Source organism: Collinsella sp. AM29-10AC (assembly GCF_003469085.1).
GTDB lineage: Bacteria > Actinomycetota > Coriobacteriia > Coriobacteriales > Coriobacteriaceae > Collinsella.
The window spans coordinates 1-23,546 of record NZ_QSKB01000007.1 but is presented as its reverse complement, the minus strand read 5'-3'; the positions used below and the strand labels follow the sequence as shown (position 1 = coordinate 23,546).

At 61.2% G+C, this 23,546-nt stretch carries 20 protein-coding genes and 1 riboswitch; of the genes, 19 read left to right on the top strand and 1 reads right to left on the bottom strand.

Annotated elements, in window-relative coordinates:
• Positions 1-20: 20 nt before the first annotated feature.
• From DW754_RS03425 to DW754_RS03400, 7 genes are all read left to right on the top strand, one after another.
• On the top strand, positions 21-2,204 hold the full coding sequence (locus DW754_RS03425) for a DUF6020 family protein (RefSeq protein WP_233508857.1): 2,184 nt from the start codon (positions 21-23) through the stop codon (positions 2,202-2,204).
• A 167-nt stretch (positions 2,205-2,371) separates the two neighbouring features.
• Complete coding sequence (locus tag DW754_RS03420) at positions 2,372-3,178, top strand: YebC/PmpR family DNA-binding transcriptional regulator (protein ID WP_055251993.1); 807 nt, start codon at positions 2,372-2,374, stop codon at positions 3,176-3,178.
• Positions 3,179-3,344: 166 nt separating this feature from the next.
• Positions 3,345-3,890, top strand: a complete 546-nt coding sequence (locus tag DW754_RS11140) for an alkaline shock response membrane anchor protein AmaP (RefSeq protein ID WP_233508855.1) — start codon at positions 3,345-3,347, stop codon at positions 3,888-3,890.
• Positions 3,883-4,260: a DUF2273 domain-containing protein gene (locus tag DW754_RS03415; RefSeq protein ID WP_231500738.1), complete on the top strand. Its 378-nt coding sequence runs from the start codon at positions 3,883-3,885 to the stop codon at positions 4,258-4,260. Before DW754_RS11140 ends, DW754_RS03415 begins: the two co-directional genes overlap by 8 nt.
• 44 nt (positions 4,261-4,304) lie before the next feature.
• A complete protein-coding gene (locus DW754_RS03410) occupies positions 4,305-4,826 on the top strand; it encodes an Asp23/Gls24 family envelope stress response protein (protein WP_117758400.1) in 522 nt (173 codons plus the stop codon).
• 206 nt (positions 4,827-5,032) lie between these two features.
• Positions 5,033-6,055 carry a YitT family protein gene (locus DW754_RS03405; RefSeq protein ID WP_117758401.1) on the top strand — a complete coding sequence of 341 codons (1,023 nt, stop codon included), beginning with the start codon at positions 5,033-5,035 and terminating at the stop codon, positions 6,053-6,055.
• 149 nt (positions 6,056-6,204) lie between these two features.
• A complete protein-coding gene (locus DW754_RS03400; RefSeq protein ID WP_117758402.1) occupies positions 6,205-7,473 on the top strand; it encodes a zinc-ribbon domain-containing protein in 1,269 nt (422 codons plus the stop codon).
• A gap of 140 nt (positions 7,474-7,613) precedes the next feature.
• Here DW754_RS03400 and DW754_RS03395 read toward each other — a convergent pair whose 3' ends face one another.
• On the bottom strand, positions 7,614-9,077 hold the full coding sequence (locus tag DW754_RS03395; protein WP_117758403.1) for a M20 family metallopeptidase: 1,464 nt from the start codon (positions 9,075-9,077) through the stop codon (positions 7,614-7,616).
• A gap of 168 nt (positions 9,078-9,245) precedes the next feature.
• On the opposite strand from DW754_RS03395, the gene DW754_RS03390 reads away from it, so the two are divergent.
• The 12 genes from DW754_RS03390 to DW754_RS03335 all read left to right on the top strand — a co-directional run bounded on the left by DW754_RS03390 (position 9,246) and on the right by DW754_RS03335 (position 23,293).
• Positions 9,246-10,883: an amidohydrolase gene (locus DW754_RS03390; RefSeq protein ID WP_233508853.1), complete on the top strand. Its 1,638-nt coding sequence runs from the start codon at positions 9,246-9,248 to the stop codon at positions 10,881-10,883.
• 435 nt (positions 10,884-11,318) lie between these two features.
• Complete coding sequence (groES, locus tag DW754_RS03385; protein WP_022094351.1) at positions 11,319-11,612, top strand: co-chaperone GroES; 294 nt, start codon at positions 11,319-11,321, stop codon at positions 11,610-11,612.
• A 96-nt stretch (positions 11,613-11,708) separates the two neighbouring features.
• Entirely contained in the window at positions 11,709-13,346 is a 1,638-nt protein-coding gene (groL, locus tag DW754_RS03380) for a chaperonin GroEL (RefSeq protein WP_117758404.1), read from the top strand.
• Between the two features lie 369 nt (positions 13,347-13,715).
• Positions 13,716-13,908: riboswitch (FMN riboswitch) on the top strand.
• Positions 13,909-13,913: 5 nt separating this feature from the next.
• Positions 13,914-14,504 carry an ECF transporter S component gene (locus DW754_RS03375; protein ID WP_055252299.1) on the top strand — a complete coding sequence of 197 codons (591 nt, stop codon included), beginning with the start codon at positions 13,914-13,916 and terminating at the stop codon, positions 14,502-14,504.
• Positions 14,501-16,405, top strand: coding sequence for an energy-coupling factor transporter ATPase (locus tag DW754_RS03370; RefSeq protein ID WP_117758405.1), 1,905 nt, complete (start codon positions 14,501-14,503; stop codon positions 16,403-16,405). The genes DW754_RS03375 and DW754_RS03370 overlap by 4 nt, the downstream gene beginning before the upstream one ends.
• Positions 16,405-17,205, top strand: coding sequence for an energy-coupling factor transporter transmembrane protein EcfT (locus DW754_RS03365; RefSeq protein WP_117758406.1), 801 nt, complete (start codon positions 16,405-16,407; stop codon positions 17,203-17,205). The genes DW754_RS03370 and DW754_RS03365 overlap by 1 nt, the downstream gene beginning before the upstream one ends.
• A 30-nt stretch (positions 17,206-17,235) precedes the next feature.
• Positions 17,236-17,682 carry a pyridoxamine 5'-phosphate oxidase family protein gene (locus DW754_RS03360; RefSeq protein WP_118071992.1) on the top strand — a complete coding sequence of 149 codons (447 nt, stop codon included), beginning with the start codon at positions 17,236-17,238 and terminating at the stop codon, positions 17,680-17,682.
• Between the two features lie 54 nt (positions 17,683-17,736).
• The gene (locus tag DW754_RS03355) at positions 17,737-18,147 is read left to right on the top strand and encodes a pyridoxamine 5'-phosphate oxidase family protein (protein ID WP_117758407.1); all 411 of its coding nucleotides are present in this window, start codon (positions 17,737-17,739) and stop codon (positions 18,145-18,147) included.
• A 257-nt stretch (positions 18,148-18,404) separates the two neighbouring features.
• Entirely contained in the window at positions 18,405-19,475 is a 1,071-nt protein-coding gene (gene argC, locus DW754_RS03350) for an N-acetyl-gamma-glutamyl-phosphate reductase (protein ID WP_117758408.1), read from the top strand.
• A gap of 134 nt (positions 19,476-19,609) precedes the next feature.
• On the top strand, positions 19,610-20,878 hold the full coding sequence (argJ, locus tag DW754_RS03345) for a bifunctional glutamate N-acetyltransferase/amino-acid acetyltransferase ArgJ (RefSeq protein WP_117758409.1): 1,269 nt from the start codon (positions 19,610-19,612) through the stop codon (positions 20,876-20,878).
• An 81-nt stretch (positions 20,879-20,959) separates the two neighbouring features.
• A complete protein-coding gene (gene argB / locus DW754_RS03340; RefSeq protein WP_117758410.1) occupies positions 20,960-21,940 on the top strand; it encodes an acetylglutamate kinase in 981 nt (326 codons plus the stop codon).
• 69 nt (positions 21,941-22,009) lie between these two features.
• Complete coding sequence (locus tag DW754_RS03335) at positions 22,010-23,293, top strand: aminotransferase class III-fold pyridoxal phosphate-dependent enzyme (protein ID WP_117758411.1); 1,284 nt, start codon at positions 22,010-22,012, stop codon at positions 23,291-23,293.
• Positions 23,294-23,546: the final 253 nt, after the last annotated feature.

The following is a 23,546-nucleotide window of genomic DNA, read 5'->3' as shown; positions in this document are numbered from 1 at the left end:
TCTAGAAAGGCTTTCGGACTGTGAAGGATTCCGATCTCTCCACAACGGCTGCGCGCGACGCTGCCCGCATCGTCTGGTTTAAGCGCTACCCCGCCAAGCAGACGCTCATCGCATTTCTGCTCGCGCTGTTGGCGACCACGGCGTTTTCCATCGATCCCGTCCCGGTGTCGAGCAACGCAGTCTTGGCGATTGACCCCAAAGCCTCGGGCATGCTGTACGTGTGCTACGAGGTGCTCCTCTCGTTTGCCGGCCATACCGACGCGGTCATGCTGCTTGCGCTTGCCTGCCTGCTCACGCTGCCGTTTCGCTACGTGTTCTTTGGCCGTGGCGACACCTGGCGCCCATCGATTATTCTGCCGTCGCTGTTTTTCGCCATCTGCATGGTGTTCGGCCGCAGCTACGACCTTATCGACTCGGCCGAGATTGTTCTTGGCGACAAGGCCCGCATCATCTGCGCCTGGATTGGCGGCGCGGGCTGGATGCTCCTAGCGATCGTGGCCTTCTATCTGGCTTTTGAGTGCCTGGATTGGCTGAGCTCTCGGCGCATTCCGTTTTCCGAAGCGCACTTTGGCCGCGTATGGCGTGTGGCTCACGCCGTGCTCTCGGTCCATCCCTTTGCCGGGCCCTTCCTGGTGCTTATGATCGCCTGGGCGCCCACGCTCATCGCTTCGCTGCCCGGCCTTTTTATGGGAGATACGGGTGCGCAGATTCGCCAGTGGTTCAACTATCCCAATGGCACGAGCGACTACCTGCGCCTGCTCAACCCCAACGTGCTGCTCAACGGGCACCATCCCGTGGTGCACACGGCCATTATCGGCTCGTGCGTTCAGCTGGGGCTTTCGCTGTTCAACAGCGCTAACGCGGGCCTCATCATCTATACCTGCGCTCAGTTTGTCATCACGGCTGCCTGCATGGCCTATTCCATTTCGTCGCTGCGCAAACTGGGCGTGAGCCTGCCGGTTCGCGGTACGATCCTGCTGTTCTTTGCGTTTATGCCGATGTTCTCTAACTACGCGGCGTTGCTCACCAAAGACGTGCTCTTTGCCGACGCGTTTTTGGTGCTGCTGATACAGACCGTCAAGCTCGTGGCATGTGGCTTGCCCCGTCGTGATGCCAATGTCGAGCGAGCGGGCGAGAAAGCCCCCGTGCTCTTTGCGCGCCACGACTGGCTGTTGCTTGCGCTGGCTGCCATGGGTTCCACGTTTTTGCGCAATGGAGGCCTGGTGTTTCCCCTGGCGGCATGTGTAATCGCGGCGGCGTTTTGCGCATGGGATGTACATGTCGCTCGTCGTGCGGCTAAGCAGACGGGCACCGCGGTCTCATGCGCCACACCGCGCTTCCGCTGGGTTGGCGTTCTCGCGGTGCTCGCGCTCTGCCTTGCCTCTAATATGTACTTCACCAAGGTCTTTATGCCGGAGCACGATATCACGCCTGGTTCCAAGCGCGAAATCCTCTCGATTCCGTTCCAACAGACGGCTCGTTTCGTCCAAAAGCACGACGGCCTCAACTCGGGCGTCAACCCTACGGTTAAGGAGGACGGCACTATCGTGGAGGCACCCTGCGACGGTTTGGTGACCGACGAGGAGCGCGTCGTGATCGATCGCGTGCTCAAGTACGAGAACCTGGGCCGCCGCTACAATCCCGACAAGTCCGATGCCGTCAAGAACTGCTTTAACGAGTACGCCTCGCAGGAGGACATCAAGGCCTATTTTGAGGTCTGGGCGCAGATGTTCAAAAAGGATCCCGAGTGCTATATCTCGGCGCTCATCAATAACTATTACGGCTACTTTTATCCGAGTGCCCGCGATGCCTGGGTCTACAGCACGGCGCGTAGTGCCGAGATCATGGCGCGTCCCGACAACCTCAAGTACTTCGACTTCCATCCGGTTGACAGCAACGTGGTGCGCTGGTGCGACCACCTGATCAATCTGTACCGTGTGGCGGTGCAGCGCATCCCGTTTATTTCGCTCACCATGAGCTCGGCCACCTATGTGTGGATTATGATCGCCGTGGTGGTCTACCTGCTGCGTCGTCATTCATGGCGTGCGCTGGCGATCTGGGTGCCGCTGTTGGGCGTGCTCGCCGTGTGCCTGATTGGTCCGTGCAACGGCTCGACCTACATGCGCTACCTGTATCCGGTCATCGCCTGCATGCCCTTCGCCATCGGCGCCACCGTCACCCGCAGTGACTTCCTCTGGTCCTAACCTGGTGCATTGGGGTCAGGTTTCTTTGCTGCACCAAAGGGGCCATCATCACGACGCCTTCATTTTGGGGTTTATCTTGCAGGCCAGTAGGTATATCATAACGACGTTTGTTTATATTGCCCGAGCATCTGCGCTGGGCTTTAGGTCGAAACCGATAGGAGACACGTATGTCCGGACACTCTAAGTGGGCCACAACCAAGCATCGTAAGGGCGCGCAGGACGCCAAGCGTTCCGCCCTCTTCTCCAAGCTCAGCCGCAACATCACCGTTGCTGCCCGTCTCGGCGGTGACCCGCTGCCCGAGAACAACGCCAGCCTCGCCGCTGCCGTTGCCAAGGCCAAGGCTCAGTCCATGCCTAAGGACAAGATCAAGTCCGCTATCGACAAGGCTTTTGGTTCGGGTGCTGACGCCGCCGTCTACGAGAACATCGTGTACGAGGGCTACGGTCCCGCCGGTGTCGCCGTCTACGTCGACTGCCTGACCGACAACCGCAACCGTACCGCCGCTGATGTCCGTTCCGCCTTCTCCCACGCTGGTGGCAACCTGGGCACCTCCGGCTCCGTCGCCTTCCAGTTTGAGCGCAAGGGCCAGATTGTCGTCGCCAAGGAGATCCTGGACGAGAACGCCAAGAAGGAGACCATGATCGCCAACGGTGCTGCCGGTGACGAGGATGAGTTCATGATGGCCATCGCCGAGGCCGGTGGCGAGGACTACGAGGATGCCGGCGAGGAGTGGATCGTCTGGACTGCTGCCAACGACGTCATGGCTGTCTCCAAGGCGCTCGAGGAGCAGGGCGTCCAGGTCAAGGGTTCCGAGACCACCATGGTCCCGACCACCCCGACCGAGGTCTCTGGTACCGACGCCAAGAAGGTCCAGCGCCTCATCGACCGTCTTGAGGAGCTCGACGACGTCCAGGACGTCTACAGCACCATGGACATGACCGACGAGGTCATCGCTGCCCTCGAGGAGGAGTAGCGCCCGCACGGATTGAGCCGTGCATATCTGGGCATAATGAAGCGAGCATGCAAGCCTCGTGGAATAGATGAGCCGGATCCGCGTGCGTAGAGCACCGGACCCGGCTCTTTTATAATGATGCGAACCGTTTTGCATTCTGTGGATCGAGATTTGAAGGGAGCGCCGCATGCGCGTGCTCAAACGAGCCCTAGCGATCGTATATCTTGCCGCCGCCGTCGTGGCGCTGGGCACGTTGGTCTGCCAGTTTTGGGGGCCATATACCTACCGCTTTATGCTGCTGATGCGCGACCCCATGCCGCGCATCGTCGTCACGGCGTGCGCCGGCGTCGTGGCGATCGGCGTGCTGGTAAGCTTTTTCCGCCTGATGTTCGCCCGTCGCGAACCGTCCTGCGTGCATCCGGCGGGGGAGCGCAATATCGAGGTTACCCTTGCGGCGCTTTCTTCGTGCGCCAGGGCTGCAGCCGAGCGTGACGACCGCGTGATGGTCGAGCATGTCGAGGCCCGCGTCCAAGGCTCCGACGATTCGCACGTCCGTTTTAAGGTCGAGGCCATCGCGCTCGATGATAAGGACGTTGCCGCTCTTGCCACCTCGATGCAGCAGCGCATCGAGAAGGCCTGCGACACCATGCTCGGCACGCCGGGTACGACCGCGCGTGTCCGTTTTTTGCCGTCCAAGACTACCGTCCAGACCGTGGAGGTTTCCGGTGAGTGATACCAATCAAGATAAGACCGCTCGTACGCCGCGCCTGACGATTGACCAGAGCGCCACGTCGGCGAGCGAACCTGTTGATTCCAAAGCAGAGGCAACCGAGTTACAAGACGCGGCAGCCGCGGATTTTGACGAGGCCATGGGTCTCATCAAAGGTACGGGCGCTGCTATCTGGAGCTACGCCGTGCGCCACCCCAACACTACGCTCGGCGCCGTGGCAGGCTTTATCCTCGCCGTGCTGGTACTTACGTTGGGCCTGTGGGACACGCTCGTCATCGCATTCTTTGTGCTGATCGGCGCCGTGATCGGCCAGATTCGCGACGGCGAGAACGGTATCGTTAACTTCTTCGGCCGTCTGTTTAGCGGCCGCTAATATGTATTCGACTGTCGCATCCGTGGCAGGCATAAGGAGGAACCATGGCTTTTAACACGAAGGTCGATGTGGCCGATACCGAGCTCGAGACGAGCGAGGCCGTCGCCGCCGAGGCGGAGGACGTAACGCTCGAGGACGAGGCGCTCGTCGAGGCAGAGTCCGAAGACGAGGCGGACGAGGATGACGAGGAAGCGGACGAGTCCGAGGACTCGCTCACCTATTCCAACGGCGTGATCGAGAAAATCGTCGCCATGGCCACCCGCGAGGTGCCGCACGTTCTGGGCATGAAGGGTAACCTCATGCACTTTGTGCAGGAGCAGTTTGGTGCCGAGAACCTGACCAAGGGCGTGACGGTCGAGGTCACCGACGACAATCGCGTGGTCGTCAACATCTCCGTCATCATCGAGTACGGCGCCTATGCGCCCGCGATCTTCGACGATGTCAAGGCGCGTGTCACCGAGCGCCTTGCCGCGATGACCGGCCTTGAGGTGGCGGGCGTCAACCTGCGCATCGAGGACGTCATCACCCCCGAGGAGTACGAGCATCGCACCAGCCAGCACGAATAACCTTCCAAAAAGGGACAGGTTTGTTTTGGCAGGTTTTATCTGCGAAAACGTTAAACGGCCGACCGCGCAAGCAAAAGCGTGGCCGGCCGTTTCTGTACGCTCCCGATGTAGTCATACCGCTCGTCTAACTAAGGGTTGCAATCCCCACGTTCCGCGTTACTCTAATGGGCGCATTGTTTCCAAATTGTTAACGAGGGGTTGCCGTAATGGCCGACGAGCACGAAACAGAAAGCAAGGCATGGGCAATTGAGGCCGCCGCGGCAGAGGCGGCGTCGCGTGCTGCCGAGGAGGCGCATCGTCCTCCCGTAGTGCCGATGGAGCGCGTGGTCGATCGCGATGTTATCGAGCGGGGCGAGCGCGCTGGTCGCAAGCGCAGCCAGGAGCCGGGCTTTCCGCGCTTTTTTGCCGAGCTCAATTTGGGCCTGATCCTCACGGCCTTTGCCATCGTCGCGTTTAAAACACCTAATCACTTTGCTTTTGGCGGCACCTCGGGCGTGTCGGTCATTCTGTCCACGCTGTTCCCGACCCTGCCCGTCGGCGTCTTTATGTGGATTATCAATGCGGTGCTCGTCATCCTGGGCTTTATCTTTTTGGAGCGCAAGGCAATCCTGTGGAGTGTCTTTGCCTCGTTTGCGCTGTCCGCCTATGTTTCGCTGTTTGAGCTCTTTATTCCGACCGATGTCTCGATGACGGGCGATATGTGGCTCGACCTGTGCTTTGCCGTGATTCTGCCGGCGCTCGGCAGCGCTATCGTCTTTGATATTGGTGCCTCGACGGGCGGCACGGACATTCTCGCCATGATCCTCAAACGTCGCACGACGCTCGAGATTGGCCGCGCCCTGCTACTGGTCGACATCGGCATCGTGACCATCGCGGCCTTCTTGTACGGCCCGCGCGTCGGTCTGTACTGCGTGCTCGGCCTGTTTGCCAAGACGCTCGTGGTCGACAAGGCCATCGAGAGCATTCACCTGCGCAAAGTCTGCACAGTCATTTGTTCCGAGCCCCTTAAGGTCGAGGAGTTTATCGTCAAGCATCTCAACCGCACGGCAACGATCAGCCGCGGCTACGGCGCCTTCTCGGGCAAGTGCGTCACGGTGATCATGAGCGTGCTGAGCCGTCGCGAGGCAGTGCAACTGCGCCGCTATACCCGCGAGATTGACCCTGGCGCCTTCATCACCATCGTCGATAGCTCCGAGATTGTCGGCAAGGGTTTCCGCGGAACGAACTAACGCAGACGTATTCAACGAACCGCCTGCTGGCGCCGTGTACCTTGCAAATCGGTCATCTTTGAGTATTTGACCCCACATTGGGCAATAATGATGCTAAAGACATCGTTTGCGATCCAAGTGATTCGCTCAAGATACGAAGGGATGATTCTATGTTCTGCTCGCAGTGTGGCGCCCCCATGGGCGATAACGACAAGTTCTGCGGCGCGTGTGGTGCTCCTAATGCCGGTGCCGCTGGACCCGCTCCCCAGGGACAGCCTCAGCCCCAGCAGTTTGTTCCGCAACCGCCCGTGGCGAATGCGCCAAAGGGCTGTGTGGCTCAGGCGTTCCAAGATATGACCAAGACTCCGGGTGTGCTTCAGCGTGTATGCCAAATCGCGTTTTTGCCGGCGCTGATTTGCGTTGTGTCGGTGCTCGTGTTGTTTATTCCCGTTATTGGCGGCATTGCGGCTGCCATCGGCTTTTTGGCAGCTTGCATTGCGAGCGTGTGCGGTTCCGGCTTTGGTATCGAGTGGGGCCGTGATCTTTCGCTCAAGGTCGATGACGGCATGGACCGTCCACTCATGCGTTCCACGTCGTTTGGCCTCGGAGTCTTTTCGAGCGTTATCTCGGTCGTGCTCGAGGTTATCGCTGCCATTCCCGTTATCGGTGTAGTGCTTTCGCTGGTGGAGAGCGTGGTAATTGGCGCCGCGGGCTCGTATTCGTATTACGGCTCCTATGCACTCGAGGCAGCGCTGTTTGGCTCGCTTGGCCTGCTTGTCCTGGCTATGATTGCCACGGCGGTCTTGGGGGTCTTCTTTAAGATGTTCGCCGACATTGCCGTGATGCACTTTGCGGTGACCGGTCGTGTCGAGAGCGCGTTTTCGCTCGACAAGGTCTGGGCGGCGTTTAAGCACAACAAGACCAAGCTGTTCTGCGCTTCGTTCCTTCCCGAGTTTTTGACGGGTCTGGTCGCCAACGTTGTCACATGGATCCTGACGCTCGTCTTCGGCGCCATTGCCTCTGTCGGTATGTATAGCTACTACTACCGTCCTTCGGCTATTGAGGCGCTTGTTACCGGCGGTGGCATCACGCTCGTATTGTTCTTGGTGCTGACGGCGTTTGTCACGGTATTCCTTACGGTCTTTGGCAAGATGCTCAAGCATCGTGCCGTTGGCTATTGGGTAGCGCGTTATGCAGCTGAATGGGCTGATGAGGATAAGGATGACGTCCTGACCTTTGTGCTGCCGTTTGAGAAGAAGTCTGCTCCGGCTGGTTTTAGCACCGACGCAGCGCCCGTATCCGATTCCGCTGCGGCGCCTGCGCCCGAGCCCGAGCCCGAGCCCGCGCCCGAGCCCGTGCCTGAGCCTGAGCCTGAGCCCGCGCCCGTGCCTGAGCCCGAGCCTGCGCCAAGCTCCGACGAGGACCCGCAGGACGAGTAACCCTGCCACCTGCCATTTGGGGACGGGGTAGAAACGGTAGAAATAGCGCTTGACAAATAAGCGGGGACGGACGTGCCGAAGCGTCCGCCCCCGCTTTGATATCGCGATGCGGCTATGACTGCGAGATGGTCGTGGATCGACTACTCGTCGCGCTTCTCCTCGTGGCGAGCAGCAGCCCGCGCATCGTGGATGCCCTTGATGGCAGCATGGCGGGCGGTGCGGGCGTCGTGCATGGCGTCGCGGGCCTCGGCGGCCGTTGCCTTGGCAGAGCGCAGCTTGGCGGCCAGGTCGGGATTGGTCTCGGCAACCGCGGCGATCGTGGGGCCGTCGAGCTCTTCTTGCGTGGGCTCGGCCAAAAAGTCGATGGCATACTGGGCGGCTACCATGGAGCCCTTGGCGAGCACGCTCTCGTCGATCTTGTAGAAGCAGGAGTGCTGGGCATAGGTGGCGCCGATCTGGGGGTTGCGCGTGCCAACAAAGGCGAGCACGCCCGGCACACGGCGCAGGTACTCCGAGAAATCCTCGCCCGAAAGCGTGCCGCGGTAATGGCCCTCGCCTGCGGGGCCCAGGCACTTGAGCACAGCTTGGCGGCAGCGCTCGCTCGAGGCGGCATCGTTTTCGACCTTGTAGTTGGCGATGGTGTAGTCGGTGAGTTCGGCCTCGGCGCCTAGTGCTGCTGCGGTGTGCTCCACGATGCGGCGCATAAGCTCGGGCATCTCCTCATGCGTCTTGTCGCCATAGGTGCGCACCGTGCCGGCGAGGTACGCCGTGCCGGCGATAACGTTGCGCGCGGTGCCGCCGTGCAGTTCGCCGACGGTGATGACGGCGGGTTCGTAGGGGCTAATCTCGCGCGAGACGATGGTCTGCAGGGCGTTGACGATCTCTGCCGCCACCATAACGGCGTCGTGGCCGCGCTGGGGCATGGCACCGTGGCACGAGGTGCCGCGAACGTCGATGCGGAACCAGTCGGTATTGGCCATGCGCGGGCCGGGCTCGCAGCTCACGGTGCCGGCGTCGACCTCGCTCCAAATGTGAGCGGCATAGGCGCCATCGACACCATCGAGCACGCCGGTGCCGATCATGAGCTTGGCACCCTGGCCGTTTTCCTCGCTGGGCTGGAACACGATGCGGACCTCGCCGTGAATGTCATCGGTCATGTGGCGCAGGATCTGCAGCGTGCCGAGCATCATGGCGATGTGGCAGTCGTGGCCGCAGGCATGCATGCAGCCCTCGTTGACGCTGGCGAACTCCTCGCCGGTCTGCTCGGTGACAGGCAGGGCGTCGATGTCGGCGCGCAGCAGGATGCGGCGGCGCGGCGTGCCGTCCTCGCGGTAGGCGTCCGGCGCGGTACCGCGAAGCGTCGCCACCAGGCCCGTCTTGAGTGGACGCTCGTAGGGGATATTCATGGCGTCGAGCTGGTTGGCGATGTCGGAGGTCGTGCGCTCCTCGGCAAGGCTCAGCTCCGGGTGCTTATGGAAGTGCCGGCGCTGCTTGATGATATAGGGTTCAAACTCGGTAGCGATATCTTTGATGGCTGCGGTGACGTCGTCAGCCGCGCGAGCCTCGGTCGCCGCCATAATCTGCTGTGCCTTGGTCTTCGTCATGGTCGATTTGCTCCTTGCTGGGTTGATCGCAAAATCGTACAGGCTCTCTCCAGTATGCCACCTGCCGCTAGGGCTGGTAAAGTTGCCGTTTGCCGCTTGGGGTTTTGTTACAAGGGCGGGGGAGTACACTCGGGGGTGTTGAATTTCCTGCCAGAGATGGGGATGCCCATGCAACATATCGATCGGATTATCCGCTCCAAGAACGTCTTTACCGCGCAAGACGGCATTGATACCGTCCGCGAGCTGGCGATTGCCATCGCAGGCGACCGTATCGTCGCAGTCGGTGCGCCCGATGACGTGATTGCCGCCGCGCCTGCCGCCACGCCGGTTATCGACTACGGCGAGCAGTTTGTCTGCCCCGGTTTCCACGATGCGCACCTGCATTTCTTCCATACTTCGGTTGGCTCCTCGCCGTACATGCTCATGGATATGGGCACGTCCGAGGCAGCATTGGTGCAGCATGCGCTCGAGTTTTCCAAAGGCTTGCCAGATGACGCCTGGGTCGTGACCCAGGGTTGGCGCGATTACCGCTGGGATCCGCCCGAGCACCCTACCAAGGCCTCCCTCGATGCGGCATTTCCCGATCGTCCCTGCGTTATGTACTCGGGCGACGGGCACACGCTGTGGCTCAACAGCCGCGCACTCGAGGCGCTCGGCGTTACGCGCGACAGCGAGCCTCCGGCGGGTGGCAGTTACGACAAAGATGCAAATGGCGAGCTTACGGGTATCGCCCACGAGGCGGCTGCTATGCAGCTGCTGCCGCGCTGCCTGGAGTGGCTGGGCGAGGACCGCATCGCGAGCGCTTACGCCGACCAGATGAAGCGTATGGCCGAGCAAGGCATCACCTCAATCTGCGATATGTCGCTCATGCCCATGCCGGGCTGCGACTTTATTCGCGACGATGTTTACGACAAGCTGCAGGCCTCCGGCAAGCTGGGCATCCGCGCCCATCTGTTTCCCACGCTGCTGGATGACCAGTCGCGCTTGGAAGAACTCCAGACCCGCTACGCGAACAACGCGCTGCTCTCGGCGCCAGGCTTTAAACAGTTCTTCGACGGCGTGTCGAGCGAGCATACCGCATACCTCACTGAGCCCTATACCAACCCGCGCTTCCCGGGCGACCAGGGCCGCCTGACGGTCCCTGTCGAGCGTATGCGCAAGTTGGTTTTGGCGGCAGCCGAGCGTGACCATACCGTGCGCATCCACGTTATCGGCGACGGTGCCATCCATGCCGCACTCGATATCTTTGAGGAGGCGGCAGAGCTCTACGGCTTGCCCCAGCACGGCCACAATACGCTTGAGCACCTGGAGAATCTGCTGCCTCAGGACATCGATCGTCTGCGCAAGCTCAACGTCATTGCCTCGAGCCAGCCTTGCCACATCACGCTCGACCCGGGTGGCCCGGAGCGCGACCTGGGCCTGGAACGCAGCCGCATCATGTGGCCGTTCGCAACTTATCAGCAGCGCGGTATCCGTCAAGCTTTCGGTACCGACAGCCCCATCACGGCCGTTACCAGCATGAACGTACTCTACACGGCTATCACACGCCAAGATCCCCGCAGCCACTGGCCCGAGGGCGGCTGGCTGCCGAGCGAGCGTATCGACGCGGCAACGGCCCTGCGCAGCTACACGCTTGGCAGCGCGTACGCAGCGGGCGACGAGCAAAACCTCGGCAGCCTAGAGCCCGGCAAATACGCCGACCTGGTAGTCCTGGACCAAAACCCGCTCACCATCGACCCCCAAGAGCTGCAAGCCACCAAGGTTCAGGCCACCTACCTGGCGGGCAACTTGATTTACGAGCGCTAGCCCTATACCCCACCTATAAGGGGCGCGTTTCTGCAACGTGCCCCTTTCTTGTTCGCACCATCTGCATCGCCATTTTGCTGCACTGACTTTTCTGAATGCCGGGCCCGAATTAGTTAACCTGCCTCCCGTGTGGCTCCGGAGGGGCGGGGCATAAGGTTTATCGCGAGTTCCGCACGAGCCGAAGGCCACTTAATGTGGCCTTCGTGCGAGCAGGACTGCCCGAGCAGGAAACCTTATGCCCCGCCCCTCCGGAGCCACACGGGAGGCATCGCTAAGTTATCCCCCGGCATTCAGAAAATCTAAGTGCCAAAAAATAAGATTTTTTGACTCCGTGTTGTATAACCCGCCATTCGTGGGTACCATTCAACGCGTACGCAAACAAAAAGGGTTAATTCGCGCGGCATAACCGCGCGGCCCAAAAAGGAGGAAACAAGCATGTCGTCTTTGAAGCCGCTTGCAGATCGTGTTCTGGTCAAGCCCGACGAGGCCGAGCAGAAGACCGCTTCTGGTCTGTATATCGCCAGCAACGCCCAGGAGAAGCCGCAGCGCGGCACCATCGTTGCCGTTGGCGCCGGCAAGGTCAACGACAAGGGTGAGCGCATCCCCATGGACGTCAAGGTCGGTGACGTTGTCATCTACGGTAAGTTCGGTGGCAACGAGGTCAAGGTCGACGGCGAGAAGTATCTGCTGATGCGCGCCGACGACATCTACGCTGTTGTCGAGGCCTAGTCTCGTCAGAATCTCTGATTCGTCTTTGAACGCGCCCGCCGCATAGGACTCGGAAGCGGCGACGCGAGTCACGTTTCTTTTGGAGGATTACCTACCATGGCAAAGAACATTACGTTCAACACCGATGCCCGCGCTAAGCTCGCCAAGGGTGTCAACACTCTGGCCGACGCCGTTACCGTCACCATGGGCCCCAAGGGCCGCTACGTTGCGCTGCAGCGCACGTTCGGTGCTCCGACCATCACCAACGACGGCGTTTCTGTCGCCAAGGAGATCGAGCTCGAGGACAACATCGAGAACATGGGCGCTCAGCTGGTGAAGGAGGTCGCCACCAAGACCAACGACACCGTGGGTGACGGCACCACCACCGCAACCCTGCTCGCTCAAGCCATCGTCAACGACGGTCTGCGCAACGTCGCCGCTGGCGCCAACCCGCTGGCCATCCGTCGCGGCATCGACAAGGCCGTCAACGCCGCCGTCGCCGAGATGAAGAAGCAGGCCAAGCCGGTCGAGACCAAGGAGCAGATCGCTTCCGTCGGTACCATCTCTGCCGGTGACCCCGAGGTCGGCGAGAAGATCGCCGAGGCCATGGAGGTCGTGGGCAAGGACGGCGTCATCACCGTCGAGGATTCCCAGACGTTCGACATCACCATCGACACCGTCGAGGGCATGCAGTTCGACAAGGGCTATGTCTCCGCTTACTTCGTCACGGATAACGACCGCATGGAGGCCGTGATGAAGGATCCGTACATCCTCATCACCGACCAGAAGATCTCCAGCGTCCAGGACATCATGCCTGTTCTCGAGGCTGTCCAGCGCGCTGGCCGTGGCCTGCTCATCATCGCTGAGGACATCGATGGCGAGGCTCTGCCGACCCTTGTCCTCAACAAGATTCGTGGCGCCCTCAACGTCTGCGCCGTCAAGGCCCCGGGCTACGGCGATCGCCGCAAGCGCATCCTGGAGGACATCGCCGTCCTCACCGGTGGCCAGGCTGCTCTGGACGAGCTGGGCGTGAAGGTCGCTGACATCACCGCCGATATGCTCGGTACCGCTAAGTCCGTCACTATCTCCAAGGACAACACCGTCGTCGTCGGCGGCGCTGGCTCCAAGGAGGCCATCGACGCCCGCATCGCTCAGATCAAGGGCGAGATGGAGAACACCACCTCTGACTTCGACCGTGAGAAGCTCCAGGAGCGCCTGGCCAAGCTCTCCGGTGGCGTTGCCGTCATCAAGGTCGGCGCTGCTACCGAGTCCGAGCTCAAGGAGATCAAGCACCGCGTCGAGGACGCCCTGCAGGCTACCCGTGCTGCTGTCGAGGAGGGCATTGTCGCCGGCGGCGGCGTCGCCTTCATGGACGCTGCTCCTGCGCTCGGCGCCGTTGAGCTTGACGACCCCGAGGAGAAGATCGGCGTCGACATCGTCAAGAAGGCTCTGACTGCTCCGGTCGCCACCATCGCCAAGAACGCTGGCTTTGAGGGTGCCGTCGTGGTCGACAAGGTTGCCGAGCTGCCCGCCGGCCAGGGTCTCAACTCTGCCAACGGCGAGTGGGGCGACATGATCGAGATGGGCGTCCTCGACCCCGTCAAGGTCAGCCGCGTCACCCTGCAGAACGCTGCTTCTGTCGCCAGCCTGATCCTCATCACCGAGGCTACCGTCTCCGATGTCCCCAAAAACACTCAGCTTGAGGACGCTATCGCTGCTGCTACCGCTGGTCAGCAGGGCGGCGGTATGTACTAAGGCCGACAAGGTCTAGAACTCCCACCGGGGATCCGGGGGCGTGACGGGGGTTTCTCTCCGGAACGTCCTCGGACATGCAAAGAGGCTCCGCATCGCGCTTCGCGCTGCGGAGCCTCTTTGCGTCCTGTGGAATGTTCCGGAGAGAAACCCCCGTCACGCCCCCGGATCCCCTGCGTTTACGGCCTTGAGGTCGGCGTGGGCGGAGGACGTGGTTGATAGGGGTACGTGTCCCGGTCGCTGTTTCGCGCTTTGCGCGAAAGGCGCGTTACTTTGGGATGGGTGGGGAACGTGGTTGTTGCGGTAACTGATCCCCGTCATAAATTATCCTCGGCATACTTGCACCTGTCTTCCCTCGTGCTACACTTTTCCTCGCTGTTTCAGGGCGGGGTGGAATTCCCCACTGGCGGTAAATCGGGCGGTGTCAAAGGGGCGCCGTGGCGCAGGTAAAGTGCCTGCGACCGAGCCGATGAGTCCGCGACCCGTGTGTGCGTTGGTTCGCATGCCGGCTGAACTGGTGAGATCCCAGTACCAACGGTTAGAGTCCGGATGAAAGAGGCAGGTGATCTTATGTCTGAACAGTCGCAGCATATCCATTTTGAGAACACGAATAGGTGGAGCACCAAACAGCTCGTTACCATGGCGCTCATGTGCGCCTTGGGCGCCCTGTTTATGTATGTGCAGCTGCCCATCCTTCCTTCGGCGCCGTTTTTGACCTATGACCCGTCGCTGGTGCCGGCGATGGTGTGCGGGTTTGCGTACGGTCCTGGTGCCGGTACTGCCGTTGCCGCCATGGCGATCGTTATCCATGCGCTTACCACGGGCGATTGGGTCGGTGCGCTTATGAACTTGGTTGCCACGCTGGGCTATATTCTGCCTGCGGCTATCGTCTACCAAAAGATGCATACCTATAAGGGTGCCGTGATTGGCCTGGTGCTGGGCGTTATTGCCGCCACGGCGCTGTCCATGGTTGCGAATCTGACCATCGGCGTTTGGTTCTGGTATGGCTCGGTCGATGTGATCGCCCCGCTCATGATTCCTGCCGTGCTGCCGTTTAACCTCATCAAGACCGTGCTCAACTCGGTGTTGACATTGGCGGTGTACAAGGCGGTCTCCAACCTCATCACACCCAAGAAGGACCAGGTCAAAGGCCGCGCATGATTGAGTGTCGGGGCGTTTCCTTTAGTTATGACGGTGCCACACCGGCGCTCGATGGCATCGATCTGAACATCGAGGATGGCGAGTTTTTCTGCATTCTCGGCGGAAACGGGTCGGGCAAGTCGACGTTTGCCAAGCATTTGAACGCGCTGCTGCAGCCCGATGCGGGAACGGTGCGCGTCAACGGCATGGACGCGTCCGATCTCGAGCTGGTCTACGACATCCGTTCGACTGCGGGCATGGTGTTCCAGAATCCCGACGACCAGCTTGTGGCGACGCTTGTCGAGGACGATGTTGCGTTTGGTCCCGAGAACTTAGGGGTCGAATCGGCCCAGATCGCGCAGCGTGTTCGCGAGGCGCTGAAGGCCGTGGGCCTGGTGGGCTTTGAGCGCCACGAGACCCATGCGCTTTCGGGCGGACAAAAGCAGCGTGTGGCGCTTGCCGGCGTTCTCGCCATGGAGCCGCGCGTGCTCATATTGGACGAGGCGTCCTCGATGCTCGATCCGCGCGGGCGCAAGGGCCTTATGAAGGCCTGCCACGCGCTGCACGAACGCGGTATGACCATCGTGATGATTACGCACTTTATGGAAGAGGCCGCTGAGGCCGATCGCGTTGCCGTCTTCCAAGCGGGCCGCGTCGCCATGCTCGGTGCGCCCGAGGAGATCTTGACGCAGGCGGACGAACTCGCGCGGCTGAACCTGGATATGCCGGCATCGTGCTGTCTTGGCAGGGCGCTTCGCGCGAAGGGCGTGCCCATTTGCGCACAGGTGCGCGAGGCGGATATGGTCGCCGATATAGCGCAGGCTTATGCCGAGCGGAGTAGGACAGACATCGCCGGGCGGCCTTTCGCATCCGATCCTCGTATTCCCGACAACGTCTCCTCTGCAATCGATAGCGCAGACGCGCTGGAGCCCGTCATCGAGATTTCGCACCTTTCGTATAGCTATTTGCTGAGCGCCCGCGAGCGTCGTCGCTGGCACAAGCGCTCAGCTGTTGCGGGCAAATCGAACAAGCAAGCCCTTTGGGGCAACGACCCCAGCAGTCCGTGGGCACTGCGTGATGTATCGCTAACGGTGCGCCGTGGCGAGTTCCTGGGCCTTGCGGGCCATACCGGTTCGGGTAAGTCGACGCTGGTTCAGCATCTCAACGGCCTGATTCGTCCCCAGGAGGGTTCCGTTTACGCGTTGGGGCTCGACCTGGCAAACAAGAAAGATGCCGCCGCGGTTAAGGCAAAGGTCGGCGTGGTGTTTCAGTATCCAGAGCGTCAGCTGTTTGCCGAGACCGTGGCACAGGACGTGGCGTTTGGTCCGCATAACCTTGGTTTGTCGCAGGTCGAGGTTGCCCGCCGCGTTGAGTCATCGCTCGCGCGCGTGGGCCTCGACCTGGCCACGGTGGGCGACAAGAGCCCCTTTGAGCTTTCGGGTGGCCAACAGCGGCGCGTGGCGTTTGCCGGCGTGCTTGCCATGGAGCCCGAGGTCCTGGTACTCGATGAGCCCATGGCGGGGCTCGATCCGGCGGCGCGCAGCGATTTCCTGGAGCTCATCGATCGACTTCACCATGGGGGCCTGACCGTCGTCATGGTTTCACACAGCATGGATGACCTGGCCAATTGCTGCGACCGTATCGTCGTAATGAACGAAGGTGCGGTGTTTGCCGAGGGAACCCCCGCGCAGGTGTTTGCGCATGCCGATGAGCTCAAGTCGATCGGCTTGGGCGTACCTGCTGCTCAGCGCATGGCGTTGGCGCTCGCGGAGGCGGGCGTGCCGCTGCGTTGCGGCGGGCTCTATACGGTTGAGTCGCTGGCCGACGAGCTGGCAGATTTGCTGATCGGTCGCTCGGACGGTCCTTCTAACGTCGCGGACATTGCTAAATCCAAGACGGTCGCGCGAGAGGAGGGCTGCTAATGGAGGCGTTTTCGTTTGGCAGCTACTATCCCGGCGATAGTGCGATCCATCGCCTGGATCCGCGCACCAAGCTGCTCCTGGGCTTTGTGTTTTTAATCACGACGCTGACCGTCGGCGGCTTCCGCGGACTGGCCCCTGTCGCAATTTTCGTTGTGCTGATCTATGTCGTGTCCCGGGTGCCGGCTCGTCGCGTTCTGTCGTCGATGGCGCCGCTGCTGGCGATTGTCGTGGTGGTTGCGGTGCTCAACCTGTTTTCCGACCAGAGCGGGCGCATTCTGTGGCAGCTCGGCTTTTTGCAGATAAGCGAGGGCTCGCTGCATTCCGCCGCCTTTATGGCGTGCCGCCTGACCTTGATGATGGCCGGCATGAGCGCTATCACGCTCACCACACCGACGCTCGACCTCACCGCGGGCTTTGAGCGCCTGCTCGCGCCGTTTGCGCGTGTGGGACTTCCTGCGCACGAGCTCGGCATGATCATGGGTATCGCGCTGCGGTTTATGCCGCAGTTTGCCACCGAGATGAAGCAGACGGCCGATGCGCAGGCGAGCCGCGGCGCGCGCGTGACGGGAGGCCCGCTCGGCGGCGTTCGTATGCTTGGCAGTGTGGCGATTCCGCTGTTCACGGGTGTGTTCCGTCATGCCGAGACGTTGTCTGCCGCCATGGATGCCCGTTGCTATCATGGCGAGCAGGGCCGCACGCGTCTGCATGCGCTTGCGTTTGGCCGCGGCGATGCGTTGGCGGTGGTGGTGACGGCGTTGCTGCTTGCGTGTGTCATCGTCGTCAACCTTCAATTTGTTTAGGCGCGATTCGAGCGCAAGAAAGGGGCCCCTATGACCGACAACGACCGCACGGCTCAGCTTGAGCGCGCCTGTTCGTATCTCAGGCGCATTCCGGCGTGGTATCTGGCCACGACCGATGTGACCGACGGGCATCAGCCTCGCGTGAGGCCGTTTTCGTTTGCCATGGTCGATGACGGTAAGCTGTGGTTTTGCACGTCGCGCGACAAGGATGTGTGGGCGGAGCCGAGTGCGAATCCCAAGTTTGAGCTCTCGGGCTGGAAGCCGGGGGAATGTTGGATCGTGTTGACCGGCGAGGCCGCACTTGAGGACGACGCGGTTGCGAGCGACAAGGTGCGTCAAGCGGGTTTTAAGCACATGGTGGGCATCGGCGAGGAACACGAGAGTGCCAACGACGGCCGCCTTGCTTTCTTTTCGGTCCGCAACATTGCCGCGCGCTTCTGTGATATCGACGGCAGCGAGGAGCGCCTGGAGCTCTAATTTCCCAAATTGACTACCCATTCCAAAAAGACTGGTCAGGCGACAGGAGGAAACGTGGACGGATTGAATACGGTTTTGGAGTATCTGACGTCGGTGCCGGCGTGGTATCTGGCGACGAGCGTGGACGGGCAGCCACATGTGCGTCCGTTCTCGTTTGCACAGATTCAGGACGGCAAGCTGTGGTTTGTGACGGCGCGCACCAAAGACGTGTGGCAAGAGCTGCTGCAAAATCAGCGCTTTGAGGCCACGAGTTGGTGGCCGGGCCATGGCTGGCTCATCTTGCGCGGGCGTGCCGGCTTGGATGACCAGGCCGCTCCCGATATGCGCGAGGCGGGATGGAAACATCTTGAGCGCTTGAGCGAGCACTATGAGGGGCCTAACGACCCCACGCTCGTCTTCTTTAGCGTCGAGGATCCCGAGGCTTTTATCTGCAATCACGACGAATGGGTGCCGGTCGAGCTCTAGCCAGCTGGCTCATCCTAACAACTTGGTTTTCGCATGGGCGGGCCCCGTATTGCCCGGCGCCGTTAGGAGCGCCGGTCAATACGGGGCCCGCTCCATTTGTCAATTCCTTCAAGCGAATGTGTCGGGATTGTTTCAATGCATGAATATGCAAGCCATTTACGTGTTAATGCATCTTTTGGTGCTAAAGTTTCAACCCACTTCATAACGACCGCTGCGAAATGCGCATCGGTGCATAAATCGCAGACAAGGAGTCTGATATGTCTTTGAAGGTTGGAATCGTCGGCGCGGCTGGATATGCCGGAGCCGAGCTCATTCGCCTCGTGCTCGGCCATCCCGAGTTTGAACTTGTTGCCATTACGTCCAACGCCGATGCCGGCCAGCTGCTGTCCGCGGTGTATCCGAGCTTTGCTGGCGTGAGCGATCTGGTTTTCACCACGCATGACGCCCCCGAGCTCAAGAGCTGCGATGCGGTTTTTCTTGCTGTGCCGCACACGGCTGCCATGGCACAGGTGCCCGCGCTGCTTGCATCGGGCGTCTCCTGCTTTGATCTTTCGGCCGACTATCGCCTGAGCGATCCGGCCACCTTTGAGGCCTGGTATGCCGCCGAGCACACGAGCCCCGAGCTACTCAAGAGCCGCGCCTTTGGTCTGCCCGAGCTATTCTGCCAGGATTTGGAGACCGCTGCATCCGACCACGCCGACGGCAAGCCCGTACTGGTCGCCTGCGCCGGTTGCTATCCCACCGCAACGAGCCTTGCCGCCGCGCCTGCCGTGCGCGCCGGCTGGGTTGCCCAGAGCGGCCCCGTGATCGTTGACGCTATCAGCGGTGTAACGGGTGCCGGTAAGTCCTGCAACGCCCGTACGCATTTTTGCAGCGCGGACGAAAACCTGGAGGCCTATGGCGTGGGCAAGCATCGTCACACGCCCGAAATCGAGCAGATCTTGGGTCTAACCGATCGCGTCGTCTTTACCCCGCACCTGGCACCGCTCAAGCGCGGTCTGCTCTCTACGGTGACGCTGCCGCTCGCGCCGCAGGCTCTCGACACGCTGGCTCTTGAGGATGTCGTCGACCATTACAAGCAGCTCTACGCCGGTCGCACCTTTGTGCGCGTGCTCGATGCCGGCGAGCAGCCCAAGACGGCCTCGGTCGTCGGCACCAATGCTGCCCAGATCGGCCTTGTACTCAACAAGCGCGCGGGCGTGCTGGTGGCGACGGGAGCGATCGACAATCTGTGCAAGGGTGCTGCCGGTCAGGCGGTCCAGTGCGCCAACATCGTCTTTGGTTTTGACGAGCGACGAGGCTTGCCCACAGTGGCGTGCCCGGTGTAGCACATTCGATTGTTGACGATTTGGCAGTCGGGCATCGAGTGGGGCGCCACTTTTAAGCTGGTCTAGTGATTGCGGCTGGTGTGGCGTGCCATCCGATGCCCGTTTTTTGTTTGATATAAGGAGTCGTAAGGACGATGAATACAGAGCAGTTCGATATCAAGATTCGCGCCGTCGAGGGTGGCGTCACGGCTGCGGCTGGTTTTAAAGCTGCAGGCATCCACGCTGGGTTCCGCAAGAATCCCGAGCGCCTGGATTACGCGCTCGTCGTGCCCGATAAACCCTGTCCCGGTGCCGGCGTGTTTACCACCAATCGCTTTTGCGCGGCGCCCGTGCAGGTGAGCCGTGCCCATCTGGGCGGTGCCGACAAGGGCTACGGTATCATCGCCGGCGTTTCGGTCAACTCTGGCAATGCCAACGCCGCCACGGGTGAGACCGGTCTTGCCTGCGCGCGCGAGACCTGCAACATCGCCTCGCAGGTCATCGGCTGCGAGCCCCAGCAGATTCTGGTCGCCTCCACGGGCGTGATTGGCCAGATTCTGCCGATCGACACGTTTGAGACTGCCGTTCCTGCCGCCTACGAGGCGCTCTCCGCCCACGGTGGCGCCGACGCCGCCCGCGCTATCATGACGACCGACACGCACTCCAAGGAGTATGCCGTGTGTTACCGCAGCGAGGCCGTGGGGCACGCAGGCAATGCCTATACGGTGGGCGGTATGTGCAAAGGTTCGGGCATGATCATGCCCAACATGGCCACCATGATCGCAGTCATCACCACCGATGCCCCCGTCGAGCCTGCGGCGCTCCACGCCCTGTTGCTCTCCACCGTCAAGCAGACCTTCAACAAGGTAACGGTCGATTCCGACACCTCGACTAACGACACCTGCATCATGCTTGCATCCGGCGCCGCTGCCGCAGATGCCGAGCCTATTGTCGAGGGCTCTGACGCCTTCGACGAGCTGGCCTTTGCCGTGCATGAGGTGTGCGAGAGCCTGGCGCGCAACATCGCCGCAGATGGCGAGGGCGCGTCCAAGCTCGTGACGGTTAACGTCACCGGCGCCGTGAACGACGAGGAGGCCGATATCGCCGCCCGTGCCGTCGCCAACTCACCGCTCGTCAAGACCTGCATCGCCGGCCACGACTGTAACTGGGGCCGCGTTGCCATGGCGCTCGGCAAGTGCGGCGTGAAGTTTAATCAGGAAGACGTTTCCATTGACATGATGGGCATGCCTGTCTGTCGCGACGGCCTGACTGTTCCCTTTGACGAGGACGAGGCCCTGCGACGTTTTGAGGCGCCCGAGATTGTGATCTCGGCAGACCTGGGCGCAGGGGACGCGGCGACCACCGTGTGGACTTGCGACCTCACGCACGAGTACATCTCCATTAACGGCGATTACCGTTCCTAGACTCCCGATGTGCCGCGCGTCCCGCTGCAATCGCGGGCAACGAGGTGCGGCGCGATAGCTACACGAAAGACGAGGCAGACTATGAAGTTCGCACGCGATTGTCGCTCGAGCGAATCCAACGAAGTTACCGCGCAGCTGCTGTTCGAGGCGCTGCCGTGGATTAAGAACCTGACCGGTAAGACGGTCGTTATCAAGTACGGCGGTGCCGCCATGGTCGACGAGCAGCTGCGCCGTGACGTGATGAGCGACATCGTCCTGCTCAAGATTATCGGCATGCGCCCTGTTATCGTGCACGGTGGCGGCAAGGCCATCAACGAGGCGCTCGGCCACTACGACATCCCCGTCGAGTTTAAGAACGGCCAGCGCGTGACCACGCCTGCCACCATGGATATCGTGCGCGAGGTACTGGGCGGCAAGGTCAATCAGGAGCTGGTCGCGGCGCTCAACCACCACGGCAACCTGGCCGTGGGCGTGTCCGGCAGCGACGCCGGTACCCTTATCGCCGAGCCACTCGACCCAGAGCTCGGCCGCGTAGGCAAGGTCACGCACGTCAACACCGACTATATCGAGCGTTTGCTCGACAGCGAGTACATTCCCGTTATCGCCACGGTCGCAGCGGGGGAGGACGGCGGTTTCTTCAACATCAACGCCGATACCGCCGCCGGTGCCGTTGCGGCAGCGCTCCACGCGCACAAGGCGATCTTTTTGACCGACGTCGACGGCCTGTACAAGGACTTTAGCGATAAAGACTCACTCATCTCCAACCTAACACTCGACGAGGTTAACGAAATGCTCTACGGCGGCGAGGTCGATAAGGGCATGATTCCCAAGCTGCGCGCGGCCGTCGATGCGCTTGCCGGCGGCGTATTTCGCGCTCACATCATCAACGGCACCACGCCGCATTCGCTGCTGCTGGAGCTGCTGACCGATGCCGGCGTCGGCACCGTGATCCATTCCACCGAGACGGCTTACGAGTTCGATACGCATCCGCATCCGCTTTCGACGTTTGCTGCGCGTCTGACCGAGAACCTCGACGAGGTCGAGAAGCTTCAGACGGTCTAACTGACCCGCAGCCGCCCCATTTCTGCACCCATAGGCCTGCGCCGTCCGGCGCTCAACGAAAGGCATCCCATGTCACTTGCAGCTCAGCAATCGCTTGAATCCCATTACGTTATGCATACCTTTGGCCGCTCTCCGGTCGAGTTTGTCGAGGGTCACGGCATGAAGCTCACCGGCGACGATGGTCGTGAGTACCTCGACTTTCTTGCCGGCATCGGCGTGTGCAGCCTAGGTCATGGCGACCCGGCTGTGCTCTCGGCGCTCGAGGCACAGACCAAAAAGCTCATGCATGTCTCCAATTACTTCTACATCGAGCAGCGTGGACAGGTCGCGGCGCTGCTGTCCAAGCTTGCTAACGACGACGCAGATGGTGCGCGCGTGCTTGCCGATGCCATTGCCGCCGGCGATGAGACCACGGCAGCTGCTCTTGGTGCCCCGGCTGCGGACGAGCAGGTGTGGGAGACCTTCTTTGCCAACTCCGGCGCCGAGGCCAACGAGGGCTCGATGAAGCTCGCGCGCCTGTACGCCAAGCGTGCCGGTAACGGCGGCAACACCATCGTATGCATGCGCGGCGGCTTCCACGGCCGTACGCTCGAGACCATTGCCGCCACCATGCAGGATTGGCTACAGGACAGCTTCCGTCCGCTGCCGGGTGGCTTTGTGGCCTGCTCGCCCAACGATGTCGACGAACTGCGTTCGATCTTTAAGCAGCTGGGAAGCGAGGTCTGCGCTGTCATGCTCGAGCCGATTCAGGGCGAGAGCGGTGTGCACCCCATGACCGAGGAGTTTATGGCGGCGGCGCGTGACTTGGCACACGAGGCAGGCGCCGTTCTTATCGCCGACGAAGTCCAGTGTGGCATCTTCCGCTCCGGCAAGCCGTTTGCATTCCAGACCTATGGCGTGGAACCCGACATTATGAGCCTTGCCAAGGGCATTGCCGATGGCGTGCCCATGGGTGCCGTGGTGGCAAAGAAGGAGATCGCCGACGTGTTTAAGCCGGGCGACCACGGCTCGACCTTTGGCGGTGGCTGCTTGGCTGTCGCGGCGTGCGCCGCGACGCTCTCCGCGCTCGTGCGCGGCGATTATGCCGAGCATGCTGCCAAGGTGGGTGCTTATATGGAGGCAAAGCTCACCAAGCTGCCGCACGTGGTCGAGGTACGCGGTCGCGGCTTAATGCTCGGCTGCGATTTAGATGACGCTGCGGGCGATGCGCATGATATTGTTGCCCGCGCGTTGGCCGCCGGCGCCGTGATTAACGCTACTGGTGCCCACACGCTGCGTTTCCTGCCGCCGCTTGTCTGCGAGGAAGCCGACGTGGACAGTCTGATCGAGATCCTGGCGGGTGTCTTGGGCTAACGCGGCACAATAACTCAATTTGGACCGGGTTCCGGACTGCGGACGTGCCCTATGTGGCATGATTCAGCGGTCTGGAGCCCGTTTTGCCTTAGATTTGCTAAGGCGGGGAGACCTGCTGGTCAAAAAACATTAAATATGAGTACTGTTACCGATTTGGTCGCAGCAATTTTGGACTAATAAGACCAGATGGCAAGTCGAAATGGTAGCGCGCAGAGATGTGGTGTAAGAGGCGGGGCATGCCCCGCCTCCGCCC

What these genes read in the sequence shown, in the direction of transcription:
- DW754_RS03420 (WP_055251993.1), top strand. Translation starts at nt 2,372, where the DNA reads ATGTCCGGACACTCTAAGTGGGCCACAACCAAGCATCGTAAGGGCGCG.
- DW754_RS11140 (WP_233508855.1), top strand. Translation starts at nt 3,345, where the DNA reads ATGCGCGTGCTCAAACGAGCCCTAGCGATCGTATATCTTGCCGCCGCC.
- DW754_RS03410 (WP_117758400.1), top strand. Translation starts at nt 4,305, where the DNA reads ATGGCTTTTAACACGAAGGTCGATGTGGCCGATACCGAGCTCGAGACG.
- DW754_RS03405 (WP_117758401.1), top strand. Translation starts at nt 5,033, where the DNA reads ATGGCCGACGAGCACGAAACAGAAAGCAAGGCATGGGCAATTGAGGCC.
- DW754_RS03400 (WP_117758402.1), top strand. Translation starts at nt 6,205, where the DNA reads ATGTTCTGCTCGCAGTGTGGCGCCCCCATGGGCGATAACGACAAGTTC.
- DW754_RS03395 (WP_117758403.1), bottom strand. Translation starts at nt 9,077, where the DNA reads ATGACGAAGACCAAGGCACAGCAGATTATGGCGGCGACCGAGGCTCGC.
- DW754_RS03390 (WP_233508853.1), top strand. Translation starts at nt 9,246, where the DNA reads ATGCAACATATCGATCGGATTATCCGCTCCAAGAACGTCTTTACCGCG.
- groES (WP_022094351.1), top strand. Translation starts at nt 11,319, where the DNA reads ATGTCGTCTTTGAAGCCGCTTGCAGATCGTGTTCTGGTCAAGCCCGAC.
- groL (WP_117758404.1), top strand. Translation starts at nt 11,709, where the DNA reads ATGGCAAAGAACATTACGTTCAACACCGATGCCCGCGCTAAGCTCGCC.
- DW754_RS03375 (WP_055252299.1), top strand. Translation starts at nt 13,914, where the DNA reads ATGTCTGAACAGTCGCAGCATATCCATTTTGAGAACACGAATAGGTGG.
- DW754_RS03370 (WP_117758405.1), top strand. Translation starts at nt 14,501, where the DNA reads ATGATTGAGTGTCGGGGCGTTTCCTTTAGTTATGACGGTGCCACACCG.
- DW754_RS03365 (WP_117758406.1), top strand. Translation starts at nt 16,405, where the DNA reads ATGGAGGCGTTTTCGTTTGGCAGCTACTATCCCGGCGATAGTGCGATC.
- DW754_RS03360 (WP_118071992.1), top strand. Translation starts at nt 17,236, where the DNA reads ATGACCGACAACGACCGCACGGCTCAGCTTGAGCGCGCCTGTTCGTAT.
- argC (WP_117758408.1), top strand. Translation starts at nt 18,405, where the DNA reads ATGTCTTTGAAGGTTGGAATCGTCGGCGCGGCTGGATATGCCGGAGCC.
- argJ (WP_117758409.1), top strand. Translation starts at nt 19,610, where the DNA reads ATGAATACAGAGCAGTTCGATATCAAGATTCGCGCCGTCGAGGGTGGC.
- argB (WP_117758410.1), top strand. Translation starts at nt 20,960, where the DNA reads ATGAAGTTCGCACGCGATTGTCGCTCGAGCGAATCCAACGAAGTTACC.
- DW754_RS03335 (WP_117758411.1), top strand. Translation starts at nt 22,010, where the DNA reads ATGTCACTTGCAGCTCAGCAATCGCTTGAATCCCATTACGTTATGCAT.